At 59.9% G+C, this 12,436-nt stretch carries 12 protein-coding genes and 1 pseudogene; 7 read left to right on the forward strand and 6 right to left on the reverse strand.

The window, feature by feature from the left end; translation table 11 throughout:
- Positions 1 to 3: 3 nt before the first annotated feature.
- Both rfbA and CS1GBM4_RS15960 read left to right on the forward strand, forming a co-directional pair.
- Positions 4 to 882, forward strand: coding sequence for a glucose-1-phosphate thymidylyltransferase RfbA (gene rfbA, locus CS1GBM4_RS15955; protein WP_186419699.1), 879 nt, complete (start codon positions 4 to 6; stop codon positions 880 to 882).
- Between the two features lie 118 nt (positions 883 to 1,000).
- Positions 1,001 to 2,413 carry an FAD-linked oxidase C-terminal domain-containing protein gene (locus CS1GBM4_RS15960; protein WP_186419700.1) on the forward strand — a complete coding sequence of 471 codons (1,413 nt, stop codon included), beginning with the start codon at positions 1,001 to 1,003 and terminating at the stop codon, positions 2,411 to 2,413.
- 71 nt (positions 2,414 to 2,484) lie between these two features.
- Here the strand turns inward: CS1GBM4_RS15960 and CS1GBM4_RS15965 are convergent, their stop codons facing one another.
- Entirely contained in the window at positions 2,485 to 2,643 is a 159-nt protein-coding gene (locus tag CS1GBM4_RS15965) for a hypothetical protein (protein ID WP_186419701.1), read from the reverse strand.
- A gap of 153 nt (positions 2,644 to 2,796) precedes the next feature.
- Positions 2,797 to 2,949 (reverse strand): annotated as a pseudogene (locus CS1GBM4_RS24630) (IS3 family transposase); the annotation flags it as partial.
- A 198-nt stretch (positions 2,950 to 3,147) separates the two neighbouring features.
- Between CS1GBM4_RS24630 and CS1GBM4_RS15970 the strand changes: the two are divergent.
- The gene (locus CS1GBM4_RS15970; RefSeq protein ID WP_186419702.1) at positions 3,148 to 3,765 is read left to right on the forward strand and encodes a hypothetical protein; all 618 of its coding nucleotides are present in this window, start codon (positions 3,148 to 3,150) and stop codon (positions 3,763 to 3,765) included.
- Between the two features lie 370 nt (positions 3,766 to 4,135).
- Here CS1GBM4_RS15970 and CS1GBM4_RS15975 read toward each other — a convergent pair whose 3' ends face one another.
- Together CS1GBM4_RS15975 and CS1GBM4_RS15980 are read right to left on the reverse strand one after the other, a co-directional pair.
- Positions 4,136 to 4,663: a DUF4411 family protein gene (locus CS1GBM4_RS15975; RefSeq protein ID WP_186419703.1), complete on the reverse strand. Its 528-nt coding sequence runs from the start codon at positions 4,661 to 4,663 to the stop codon at positions 4,136 to 4,138.
- Positions 4,660 to 5,649 (reverse strand): ImmA/IrrE family metallo-endopeptidase, encoded by a 990-nt coding sequence (locus CS1GBM4_RS15980; protein ID WP_244607251.1) that lies wholly within the window; start codon positions 5,647 to 5,649, stop codon positions 4,660 to 4,662. The genes CS1GBM4_RS15975 and CS1GBM4_RS15980 overlap by 4 nt, the downstream gene beginning before the upstream one ends.
- Positions 5,650 to 7,042: 1,393 nt before the next feature.
- Here CS1GBM4_RS15980 and CS1GBM4_RS15985 point away from each other — a divergent pair.
- The 3 genes from CS1GBM4_RS15985 to CS1GBM4_RS15995 all read left to right on the forward strand — a co-directional run bounded on the left by CS1GBM4_RS15985 (position 7,043) and on the right by CS1GBM4_RS15995 (position 9,970).
- Positions 7,043 to 7,279, forward strand: a complete 237-nt coding sequence (locus tag CS1GBM4_RS15985; protein ID WP_186419705.1) for a hypothetical protein — start codon at positions 7,043 to 7,045, stop codon at positions 7,277 to 7,279.
- 335 nt (positions 7,280 to 7,614) lie between these two features.
- The gene (locus tag CS1GBM4_RS15990; protein ID WP_186419706.1) at positions 7,615 to 8,358 is read left to right on the forward strand and encodes a reverse transcriptase domain-containing protein; all 744 of its coding nucleotides are present in this window, start codon (positions 7,615 to 7,617) and stop codon (positions 8,356 to 8,358) included.
- A gap of 163 nt (positions 8,359 to 8,521) precedes the next feature.
- A complete protein-coding gene (locus CS1GBM4_RS15995; RefSeq protein WP_186419707.1) occupies positions 8,522 to 9,970 on the forward strand; it encodes a DUF6035 family protein in 1,449 nt (482 codons plus the stop codon).
- Positions 9,971 to 10,660: 690 nt separating this feature from the next.
- Here the strand turns inward: CS1GBM4_RS15995 and CS1GBM4_RS16000 are convergent.
- On the reverse strand, positions 10,661 to 11,317 hold the full coding sequence (locus CS1GBM4_RS16000) for a recombinase family protein (RefSeq protein ID WP_186419708.1): 657 nt from the start codon (positions 11,315 to 11,317) through the stop codon (positions 10,661 to 10,663).
- Between the two features lie 186 nt (positions 11,318 to 11,503).
- Between CS1GBM4_RS16000 and CS1GBM4_RS16005 the strand changes: the two genes are divergently transcribed.
- Positions 11,504 to 11,836, forward strand: coding sequence for a hypothetical protein (locus CS1GBM4_RS16005; RefSeq protein ID WP_186419709.1), 333 nt, complete (start codon positions 11,504 to 11,506; stop codon positions 11,834 to 11,836).
- Between the two features lie 279 nt (positions 11,837 to 12,115).
- Here the strand turns inward: CS1GBM4_RS16005 and CS1GBM4_RS24780 are convergent, their stop codons facing one another.
- The gene (locus tag CS1GBM4_RS24780) at positions 12,116 to 12,241 is read right to left on the reverse strand and encodes a hypothetical protein (RefSeq protein ID WP_280177726.1); all 126 of its coding nucleotides are present in this window, start codon (positions 12,239 to 12,241) and stop codon (positions 12,116 to 12,118) included.
- Positions 12,242 to 12,436 lie beyond the last annotated feature (195 nt).

The following is a 12,436-nucleotide window of genomic DNA, read 5'->3' on the forward strand; positions in this document are numbered from 1 at the left end:
ATCATGAAGGGGATCATCCTCGCCGGCGGCAGCGGCACGCGGCTTCACCCGATGACCATGGTGACGTCGAAGCAGCTCCTGCCCGTCTACGACAAGCCGATGATCTACTATCCGCTCTCGACGCTGATGCTCGCCGGCATCCGCGAGATCCTGATCATCTCGACGCCCGAGGACGCGCCGCGCTTCGAGGCGCTGTTCGGCAGCGGCGAGCGCTGGGGCCTCAAGCTCTCCTATGCGGTCCAGCCGAAGCCGGAAGGACTGGCGCAGGCCTATCATATCGGCGCCGACTTCGTCGCCGGCGGCCCCTCCGCCCTGATCCTCGGCGACAATCTCTATTATGGCGACGGCCTCACCGAGGTGCTGCACCGCGCCGCCGCCCGCAGTAGCGGCGCCACCGTCTTCGCCTATCGCGTCAGCGATCCCGAGCGCTACGGCGTCGTCTCCTTCGACGCCGCCGGCAAGGCGCTCTCGATCGAGGAGAAGCCCAAGCTGCCGCGCTCGCACTGGGCGGTGACCGGCCTCTATTTCTACGACGAGCAGGTGGTCGAGATCGCCCGCAAGCTCAAGCCCTCGGCCCGCGGCGAGCTCGAGATCACCGACGTCAACCTCGCTTATCTCGAGCGCGGCGCGCTCAGCGTCGAGCGGCTCGGGCGCGGCTATGCCTGGCTCGACACTGGAACGCCCGATTCCCTAGTCGAGGCCTCCGAATTCGTGCGCACGCTGGAGCGCCGCCAGGGTTTCCGCATCGCCTGCCCGGAGGAGATCGCCTTCGACAATGGCTGGATCGAGCGCGAGCAGTTGCGGGCACTGGGCCAGGCCCTGTCGAAGAGCGGCTACGGCCAGTATCTGCTCGGCATCGCCGGGCGCGAACACTCGGCCTGACGGCGCACTTCCCCTGCCGGTGCAGAGCGCTCATGCTGCATCGGCTGTGGCCGATGACGACAGGCCGGTCGAGATTGCGCCAGAGCCGCCGCAGATGTGCACGAGGATCGAAGACCCCATGAACGCCCCCGCCACCATCTCCGGCAGTCCCCGGCATCCCGCCCTCGACGGCCTGACCGCATCTCTGCGCGAACTCCTCGGCCCGCGCTGCTCGACCTCGGACAGCGAGCGCCAGCATCACGGCCATGGCGAATCCTATCATCCGACCAGGGCGCCCGATGTGGTCTGCTATCCGCAGACCACCGAGGAGGTCAGCGGCATCGTCAAGCTCTGCCATCAGGCGAAGGTGCCAGTCATTCCCTTCGGCGCCGGCACCTCGCTCGAAGGCCATGTCGTCGCGCTGCATGGCGGCGTCTGCATCGACCTCTCGCGCATGAACGCGATCACCGCCGTCAATGCCGAGGATCTCGACTGCACGGTCGAGGCCGGCGTCACCCGCAAGCAGCTCAACGAGCATCTGCGCGACACCGGCCTGTTCTTCCCGGTCGATCCCGGCGCCGACGCGACGCTCGGCGGCATGACCGCGACGCGCGCCTCCGGCACCAATGCGGTGCGCTACGGCACGATGAAGGACAATGTCCTGGCGCTCACCGTGGTGCTCGCCGACGGCACCGTCCTGAAGACCGGCGGGCGGGCCCGCAAATCCTCGGCCGGTTATGACCTCCCCCGCCTCTTCGTCGGCTCGGAGGGCACGCTCGGCGTCATCACCGAGGTCACCTTGCGGCTCTACGGCATTCCCGAGGCGAGCTCGGTCGCGGTCTGCTCCTTCCCCGACATCGCCAGCGCCGTCAACTGCGCCATCGAGACGATCCAGTGCGGCATCCAGGTCGCGCGCGTCGAATTGCTCGACGAGATCTGCATGCGCGCGATCAACCGCCACAACAATCTGAGCTATCCCGAGACGGTGGCGCTCTTCCTCGAATTCCACGGCACGGAAGCGGCCGTGGTCTCGCAGGCGGAGATGGTCCAGGCGATAGCCGAAGGCCATGGCGGCGAAGGCTGGCGCTTCGCGACCAGCACGGAGGAGCGCAACAAGCTCTGGCAGGCCCGGCACAACATGCACTACGCCCTGCTCGCCTTGCGTCCCGGCGCCAGCAGCTGGGGCACCGACACCTGCGTGCCGATCTCCCAGCTCGCCGCCTGCATCACCGAGATCAAGGAGCATGCCAAGGATGCGCCCTTCCCGGTCACGGCGCTCGGCCATGTCGGCGACGGCAATTTCCACATGGGCTTCCAGATCATGATGGATTCGCCGGACGAGATCCGCGAGGCCGAGCGGCTGAACGGCCTGCTGGTCAACCGCGCCATCGAGCTCGGCGGCACCTGCACCGGCGAGCACGGCGTCGGCTATGGCAAGGCGAAATTCATGCGCAAGGAGCACGGCGATGCCGCCATCGCCGTGATGCGCGCGCTGAAGGCGAGCCTCGACCCCGACAACATCATGAACCCCGGCAAGGTCCTGCCGGAGTAAAGGTCTCCCGCCGGCCGTTCAGACGCCGCATCGGATGTCCCTCGTGCCGGTGCGAGCACGCGTGGGACAGGCTACTTCCCGCCCGGCGGGCGCTGATCCTGCCAGTCGGCCGACCAGACGAGTCTCGGCTGCTGCACTTTCGCCGCCGAAGCGAGCCTGGCCTGGCGGCGCTTCTTCCTGGCCAGCGCCATGATCGACATGAAACGAAGCCGGTTTCTCTTGTCTTTCATCATCCCCCGCGCGGCCCCTGTTGTTCCGGATTGGAAAGCGTAGGCGCAGCGAGACAGGCAACCGCAAGAACAGGGCCAAGACCTTGATCTCGCGCAAACAACCTCACGCCCGCGGCGGGGTCGCATCGGGGCGGGGTCTGTGCCCCCTGCTTGTCATCCGGCTGACGCCAGAGCCCTCTGTTGAGATTGGCGATGCTGCGCCGGAGCAACGCGCGATCGTCGGAGCTGGTCTGTATTGTGCCACCAATCGTCTGTTGCGGTGAGTTTGGCGGCAAAGGCCGCTGGCGTGAGGTAGCCGAGCGGCGAGCGTCGGAGGCACGAGCCGCACCCAATGGCGGCTCAGCCTTCGGCCGGCACGATCTGCGCTCCGTCAGTCACTGGCGCAGTTTCGCTTTTCTTTACCCTTCTCGTTGGGATGGAGGTAAAATTTTACCCTCGGTTCTCCCTTGCTTTTTCTCTTGAGATATGGCATTTAACTCTAACCGAAACGGATAGGAGAAAGCCATGAGTGACTGGATAGATGATGGTGAAGTTCGAATGGCCGTCGTGCGCTTGCTGAATGCCAAGGGTTACGCCGTTGAGAACACGGCCTCTGGGTCAGGGGTACCGAGGTTCTCGCGTATCAAGATCGCCAAGGGCGGCGAGACTCTTTCCTGCGCGATCAAGGTAACCACGGGAGGTCGCATATCGTTCACTCGCGGCGCCAATGGCTCGTACTACGTGCTGAGCGACGTTGACCGCGTCATCCATGCTCAGCGGTCTGAAGAAGAACCGGCCAAGGTCGTCGTGACCATGTTCGACAAGGACACCGTCGTTGCAGCGTTCGAGGCGAACCACGCCGCAAAGGCTGCGCACGGAATGGAACACATCCCCTCCTGGGTGAATCCGGAGTTTGAAGAGGGTTGGCGGCTCACGGGCTCTGGCTTCGGGGAAAAGGCGCTGTGGTCTGAGACTATTTCGGCATCAGCCGACAAGCAGGAACGCGAGGTCAATGAGGCGTCCCCCGACCGCCGCGCCCCGAGTAATGACGCGAGCTTCATGGAGACGATCAAGGCTCGCTTGGCCGAGCGCATGGGTGTCAGCGCGGACAAGATCGACATCGAGATCAAGGTGAGGGTGTGACCACTCGGGCGATGGCGGTTGGGCCCTCCAGCCGCCTCGCCCTCTGGAATAAGAGCAGCGAGGAAGTGTATCGCGCTTCTCGGCGCAGTATGGCGCGCCGGCGGGCGTTTGTCAGACGTAGAACGGCGCATCTAAATCCGCAGCGGGGCCCTGCGCTGCTTTCGCTCGCTTGGCAGCTCGCTATAGCCAGGTCAATCTCTGCCGACCACGCATTGCCCGCATGTATATCGACACGCGCTCTTGCCGAGACCGGCGTCATGGATGGTCTGTAGTCACAGGGAAAGGCTGAGGCGTCGGGTAATCTCAGCGCACTAGGCCGACGCGCGCGAGCTCGATCTCCTTCTCATCGAAGAGATCGAGCTCCAGCCTACTATTCTGGCCCCAGAACATCGTCGAACAAGCCGCTCGAGCTGGCGTGCCGTTTGCCACTCATCATCCAGCTTTCCGCGCGAAGAAACTCCAGAAGGCTGATGCACTCGATCTTATAGGCCGAGCAAACTGTTGGGATTTTCGGCTTCGCTTCCGTCCCTGGCCCTTCCTCGGTGACAACCACGGCGCCGCGCAGCTTCGCGAGACTGATCACGAACGGATCAGCCGATGATCCCCGCTTTCGCTCTGCGACCAGTTTCTCATGGCTGGCGAGAATTCGAACAACATGGTCGAGGGTGTCTTGATCGATAGCAATGACGATAGGGCCGGCGTCCGTCATCCAGGCCGCAACATCCTTAGATCGCTTGTCGAGCTCGTGGGCGACCTCCTCAGGACAGATCAATCGGCCTTCTGCGATAAGCGCCGCGATCCCGTTCCAAAGCTGCGGGAAGACGTCGATGGGGTAGCGCTCGTCCCAAGCGGCGATCAGGGCGCTCGTGTCGATGCAGTAGAGCGCCTTTCTCTTCATGCCGCGCGGAAGGCCTGTTTCTCGACCGCGCTGATGTGCTTGGCCTGGATGTTGAGGTAAGCGGCTGCGTCATTCATCGTGATGCGCCGTTCGCGATAGCTGTTCAGCACGAGACGAGCGAAACTCTTGCCGTAGCGGCCAACCATGGTGAGGTGAGGGAGGGCAAAGCCTTCACCAGCGACTCGATCGTCAAGCCGCTCATATTCCGCCTCGAAGGCCTTGCGCTTGTGCACATAGAAGCGCTGGGCGGCGAAGCCGAGCTTGACCATCCGGAGCAATGCCGCTTCTCGGCTCGCGCCGAACATCTCTGCCGTCGCGTCCAATTCCGGATCAGCCCAGGCAGCCGTAGGGCCTTTGTCACGGAGCCGCGCGATCTTGGCAGCTTCGTCGGCCGGGATGAGGACTGCAGCGGCGACGGCATTGCAAAATCGCTCGATCTTGCGTTCTGCCGGCGGCAACCATGGGCCTGGCTGAACCGCGTTTTCCACCACAGCCGTTCCGAGCAGCAAATGTGCGAACTCGTGCAGAAGCGTAAAGGCGCGGCCAGCCGTCTTGTCGCGCCCATTTACCGCGACGATCGGCAAGCGATCGAATGGGACGGCAAAGCCTCGGACTTCCCGAACCTTCGGCGCCTGGCTGCCGGCCATGACGAAGACCAGCACGTCCTTTGACTCGATGAGATCCCGCCAGTAGGCGAAGGCCAAGCCCCTGCGGGCGGCACGGGACTGGTCAGCGAAATCTGCGCCGAGGAACTTGCACACCTTGGCCGCTACGGCCTCGACGTCATCGGTCAACGCGGCGCGCAAGGTGAAGGCCTCGCTGCCGCCGGCGCCATCGTCGAGCAAGTCAAGGGCGATCTCCCGACGCTCCTGAGCTTGGCGGATTTCGAAGGCGACGCGTGCCGGCATAGCTCCGCCACCGAGCTCATCGATACGGCGGAAATCGCGGAGCGGTTGGAAATCGCGTGGAGGCTTGGGAAGCAGCATTACGGCGAGCGGTCGATGGTACTTTGTCGCCAAGGCGCGGAGCTGCGGCAGGGTTGGCTTCGCCTCACCTCTTTCCCACGCTTCTAGCCGTTCGGGAGCAACCCCAGCGGCCTTCGCGGCCTCTTCCAGGCCGACAGACGCAGTTCTACGAGCCCAGACAAGCAGGGGAGCTTCGACCGGCGCTATCACTCTCTCGGCCATGGGATACCAACGTGCGGCACGAATTTCCGTGCCATCATGCAGCAGATTCTACAATAAGACCTTGCGCCAGAAGGGCAGCAATCGCCCACCACGGATCACGGCCGGCCTATCCCGTGTCGTCATCCGGTGGACGAGCGCTTCCCCTCCCCCGCGACACATTGACGGCTTACGTCAAAGCGCGTCCATCAAAATCAATACGCATATATTGGACAATTGTTGGCTTTGAACGCCAGCCAAGCAGCTCAAGTGCTTGATTTTATTGGCGCTCCCTAGGGGCGTTTAGGGATTCATGCAGTCGCTCTAGAGCTTTGTTTTTACAGAGTTCTTTTAGCGATCGCAAGGAGCCGTGTAACCCCAGCGTACTCCTAGTCCAAAAGCCCCCCTCGCGCGGGACAACAACAAGCCTCACAATGAGGGCGATGAGCGGGCCAAGGCGTTACTTCGCTCCTTCACGCCACTTTGCCGTGATAATGAGAATTGATCCGATGAAAAACGCCACGAACCTAATTTGATTGAAGGTATCAACCAAGAAGGACGCTCTAGAATCTTTAACCCGATCATTCACTCGTATATTTTCCCAGAAGGTCCTGTTATTTCTGGAAACATATACCTGCGGTTCACCAGAACCGATTGCAGCCCATATATGCTTGAGCTTCTGATCAAGATCTAGAAAGGCTCCATCTGATACAGCTCGAAGCGAACCGGAAAGAAGGCCAAATTCAAATACCGCTGCAAACAATATTAGGCCTATGCCAACGGCCTCTAGGCGCTTCGGATGGATACCATTCCACCAGCTAAGAAGGCGATTCATCGGCTATTTGACCCCATTTTGCTACGATAAGCGCCAGCAACTGACCTATGCTCGCGCTGCCGGCCATAGCATACATCAGGGGCATCGGCGTCTCAGGCTCGCGTGACGAGTCAACAGGCTCCTTCTCTAGGTATCTTGACTCGTTCGTGGCTTATGTTCCTATTTCGTTCTCATTCGAGAGCCCACCATGGAACACGACAAGCCACCCAAGCCTGTGGTCACAGATACGGACATTGATGCGGTTCTAGCGGAGTTCAAAGGTGATGCTCGGGAAGCCATCAGGGCTCTCCTGCACGATCTCGACACGCTAGCTCAGGACGCTGACCGGCTGGTGAGCCATGGGTTTGTGCGGGGCATGCAGCCGTGGCGGAGGGCTGTCTGATGGTCCAGAGGTCGAAGCGTTCTCTGCATCCGAGCAAGATCGAGGAGATGCAGCGGGAGGTGAAGGCTTTCCAATGGAAAGTCAGGGGATGGGCCGCAGAGGTGCCGATTGCGAGCACGGTCTATATCGGCTTGGACCCCCTCAATCACTCCTTAGAGTTGATGAACCGCATCTTGAATGGCGAGAGAGAGGGTAGCGGGTATCAAAGACCGTTTGGTGAGGGCGGCATGGAGTGAGTGTGAGAGTAGCGTATCCCCCTCTTGCTAAGCTCAAGTTTGATCCTTAGCTTCGCCTGTGCCGCTGGCGATAACCTGGACTCACCTGGTGTTACCCGAAAGCAAGGCACTATGGCTTGCCGTAAGAAGACACTTCGAGATTCCACATTAAGGAATTCTCTTAGTTGACGTCTCCTTGTTATTGGAGTCGCAGGTTGCCGGTGGCACAGCATGGAGCAAGAGTATGGCTAACAAGTCGTCCCTCTCGCGCCTTGCTCGCAGGTATCTGGCTGACGCCTTGATCATCCTTGAGTTGATCAACGTCATCCTCGACCTGTTGAGCAAGGCCGTCAACTATGCCCGTCAAGTTCGAAAACTACACGCATTCATTCCTGAGAAACGGCAAGCCTATCTTTGCTCCTAGTGAGCTAGGCCGCTCTATCGGCGAGGATGTTAAGAACTGGGTGGAGATCAAGGTCGGGTTCGACCCCTTTTATCACCACCTGAGAGAAGGCGGGCATGTTGCCGCGCTCCATAATCACAGGCCCAATGCCTTCTTCGCTCGCGTAGATATTGAGCGCTTCTTCTATTCAATCGGGCGGAATCGTGTCGTTAGAGCGCTGCGAGAAGCCGATGTTCCAAGGCCAGCCCACTTTGGCAAGTGGTCGACTGTCCGAAATCCCTATGATGATCCAAGGTATGCGTTGCCATATGGCTTCGTTCAATCGCCCATCCTGTCATCATTGGTGTTGATGCAATCGGACCTTGGAGCCGTTCTAAGAGAGAAATCGAAAGAGCTTACAGTATCGGTATACATGGACGATATTTCAATCTCCGCGAACGATGCAGAGCTATTGAGCCGATCATTTGATGATATTGTATCCGCTGTGCACCGCTCTGGCTTTCGGTTGAACGAGGCCAAGCTACGGCGGCCCTCACCAGCGATGGACGTATTTAACTGCACCCTCTCAACCGGGACGACGGTGGTCACTGAAGAGCGCGTGGCTGAATTTTACGAGGTCCCTCGGACGGCTGCCAGTGAGGCAGGCTTCGAACGCTACGTCGCTAGGGTGTCTCGCGGAAACGCTGAAGCCTCATAATATGCCGCGCGGGATGCGGGATCAGGCGGGGGTTGCTACCAATCGATGTCCGCCATCCGTGCGATCAAGATTCTCAAAGCCCGCGTGGCATTCTCCGTAACGCGATTCTGCCGCCGCCGTACACGGTCCCCTTCAATTGCTAGCCAGTCGAGGCAGGTGTCCCATGGGCAATGTGACCATCAACCCTCTCGATCTAACGCCGGCTGTGAAGGACCCGGAGCTCGCCGAGGTTTTGGACCTAGAAACCGGCGAAATATTCAACGCTGTCGAGTTCATCGGCGGCCTTCGCTACGACGCGCTGGTCAAGCTTCGCGCCGATATGCAGGATGAACTGCATAAGAAGAAGCATAGATATCAGTGCGCTTGGTGCTCAACTCCAGCCTACATCGTTGCCAGCTCACAAAAGCGTTTCTTCTTCCGTCATATCAAAGAGGATGGCTCTTGCCCTGCTAAGACGCGCGGGGCATCCGCTGATGAGATTTTAGCTCGGAAGTACTTTGGGCAGCGGGAGGGAGCGGCGCACCAACGCATCAAGAGATTGATTGAGCGGAGCCTTGCAGCCGATCCGAACTTCACCGCAGTGGCCCTTGAGAAGACTTGGCGGTCTGCTAGCAATCTGAAGGCACGCAGGCAGCCAGACGTTCAAGCCACAAGGGGCGACCAGCGCCTAGCATTCGAGGTCCAGCTATCGACCACCTTCCTCAGTGTCGTCGCGGGGCGTCGGAACTTCTATCGAGACCAAGGCGGGCTGCTGGTCTGGGTGATGGGTAGCTTCTCCCCGGACTACCGCCGTATGACCACTGACGATCTCCTGTTCCCGAACAACTCCAACATTCTTGTGGTGGATGAGGAGACCACAAGGCTGTCTGAGGCATCTGGCGCATTCCATGTCCGCGCTCACTACCGTCGCCCTGTGCGCGAGGGCGCGAAGCTCATCGACCAGTGGGATGAGAAGATTGCCCGCTTTCAGGATTTAACCTTCGATCAGGAGCGGCAACGCGCCTTCCTATTCGACTATGAGGCTGCGGAGAGCGCGCTTAAGCTCATCATCAAGACCGAGCGCACGGAAGCGCGAGCACGGCGGGATGAGGCTTTGCGGTCTGAGTTCTTTGAGATTTGGAGCGCCCGCGCCGATGAGGACCATTACAAGCTCCGCAAGACGGCGTGGCGATCACTGTGGATCAAGTTCAGACAGATGGGCATCCGCTCGCCAGAGGAATACGGGGAGACGTGGCGGCTTCATGCGATCATCAGCGCCTTGCTCAGCGCAAAGGCCGGCACGCCGGTGGGCTGGGGCTATAAGTCTCTGATCGAAGTCGCGCACCATCTGGAAACCAACCACAAGGATTGCGTGATCGCCTTTGGATACGCTCTCGATCAATACGGCCACCGCGCAACCCTTGAGAAAGAAGACAAGTCCGGGCGTTGGCAGAGGAAGCTGTCTTCTATTCGGGAGAAAGTCGGAAATTATGACCCTGACTACTGGCCCGATGAAGCTTGGACCGGCCTGATCTGTTTCCTCTTCCCTGAGATACGTGAGAGGCTTGAAGGCTATATCGCGAGAATGCAGGCGCACTACGCGAAGGCCGATGCAGAGCTTGCATCGCTGTGATCCCTTCTGACATGACGAAGCCCCCGCCCTGCCCTAATGGAGCCAAGGGAAGTGCGGGAGCCTCAAGGGGTATCGGTGTTTTTCGGCCCGTGAAGCGCCGGCTAGTACCACATTTTCACATGGAGTCCCGTTGCACCCAAGGCCTCGAACTCGGCGTTTAGGTAGTCATCGGTTCCGCTGATCTCTGCCGTGGTTCCATGCGCTAGAGGGCCATAGCGCTTCGTCAGGCAGTCAAGGCCTGCTTGCGTGCCCCCGAGGAGGCGGAAGGTCCTTGAGCCTAGTTCCTCTGTGAAGATGATGATGTCTGCGATAGGTTCGATGGTCATAGGCTCAACTGATCCAATTGGAGAAGCCGAAATCATTCCCGGCGAATCAGCTAAATCACATCATTAATTTGAAGAAAAATCGCTATAACTATGGGATAGCTATTACTATCTTTATGCCACCCCCCGAACCTCTTCGCTCACCACGGCAAGGCCTAACAACAACAATCGACCCTTTACCGGCTTTTTGAAACGCCCTTTTGTTTGCCTGGGGGCTGCTTAAGCCACGATGGGACCCAAAAGGACCCGTGTTCCTCGGGAGCCAAGAGAGCTGCAAGGCCAGCGCGTGCCAGCCCCGTGAGCCCTGATGATCTACCTGCCCGCGTGCGCCCTCAACATGATAGGCAAGCCGGGGACATTGGCGACATTAGGCCGCTTCCTTCCGCGACATTCCCCATTCGATCAGCGAAGCCTCCGCCGCCGCAGGGTCTTCCATGATGCGATAAATGGCCTGCCTGCTGAGCCCTGTAGCCTTTGCAATCGCGCTCACGCCCGCCTTCTGCTCGGTCAGGTTCCTCACGGTCTCAAGCTGCCCTGCGGTGAAGCTCGGTTTCCTTCCCTTGTAGCGCTTGCTGTCCTCAAGCCCCTTGGCGTGGGCAATGCCAGCAGCCTGGGCGGCTTTCGTGACCTCAGCCTGTGACTGCGCCGCTGCCGCCATGAAGCCGATCAGCGCGTCCCTGACGGCCATCTGCATGGGGTCCTTGGTGGAGCCGTCGAAGGTCATGCTGTTGATGATCGTGCGGACAATGACGCCGCGCTTCATGAACTCCTGAATGGCCTGCCTCACGTCCTCATAGTTGCGGCCAAGCCGATCAACCCAACGGACCACCAAAACGTCACCAGCCCTGAGGATGTCATAGAGGCGCTTTCCCTCAGGGCGCTCTTCAAGGCGGGTCTTAACTCCCGATACGCCGTGATCAGCAATCACTCGGTCGAGCTTGAACCCTGCGGCCTCGGCCTGCTTCTGCTGATGCTCAATGGTCTGGTCGAGAGTGGAAACGCGGGCATAGAGAACGGTCTGCATCGCGGGCCTCAAATGTGTCCGTTGGGATACTGACCGTTAGATTGCATGTCCGTTGATCGATGTCAACCCTAGCGGACACGCTTTCGGACTCTTCGGCCGCCGTCCGCACAGGTATACCTCAACGGTCAGTTCCTAGAGGCCAGTCGCTCGCGATAGACTCTGACCAGACACAAAGGGAAGCGAATCATGGCGCAGCATCTAGGTGATTTGATCGTGACCAGCAGCCGCGAGGTGAATGGTCAGGTCACAGGGACAACCTATGTGCAGCGTGGCGGCATCCTGACCTGTTACGGTCAACTTTCTGGTGGCCTAGTGATTGATGAAGGAGGAGTGGCCATAATTTACGGACAGGTCTCACGGAATGTAATCAATAATGGGCGCTTGCGATTGCTCGGTCAGATCAGCGGTCGATTGATCGGAGAACAGCCCGAGAACCAGGTAGAACCGAAGCAGATCGTCGGAACAGATTTGGAAGTTCCCTTCCGAGGCACGACAAAGAGCTGGACTGAGCGCTTTTAGCCAATCAGCGGACTGCCCGGGATTGGAAGGCTCACCTCTTGGAAAAATCCCTCGCATTCTCAGAGTCCTGCCGGGCTGGCGGCCAATCCGTGTCTCACTATAGAGGAGCTGCGGCCTCTGGGGCGCTCGGCGAACCTGACAGCTCGCAGGCAGCCCTTTCCCTCGCTCGGGCGAAAGTTCGGCGTTTTGTGCCACGATCTCAGGCGTATGGAGGCGTTTTCGGCCGAAATTGTGCACCTTATGACAGACGAACGGCAGGCCGGTGAGCCATAAGCCACCTCACGCCGCCGCTATGAGCACCATGACCATCACAAACACCAACATCACCGCGAGGATGAGGGTGAGCTTCATCGCTTGGTGGTCGAGGGCCGCTTTGAGGTAGTCCTTGGTCAGAGGCTCAGACACGATCAAGCTCCCGTGGCGGCGAGGCAGATTACGGCCAATAGGCGCTCAAGGAGTCAAACCCCGCTTCTCAAGCTGACGGATCAGATCATACATCAGCGTCAGCCCCTTGGGCGTCAGGTAGCATTGCTGCTCTCTCGCGCTCATAGGTGCGGGGGCTTGGTCCACCAGTCCAAGACCTGTCTCTGTGTGCCTAGC

Source organism: Allobosea sp. CS1GBMeth4 (genome assembly GCF_900185715.1).
GTDB lineage: Bacteria > Pseudomonadota > Alphaproteobacteria > Rhizobiales > Beijerinckiaceae > Allobosea.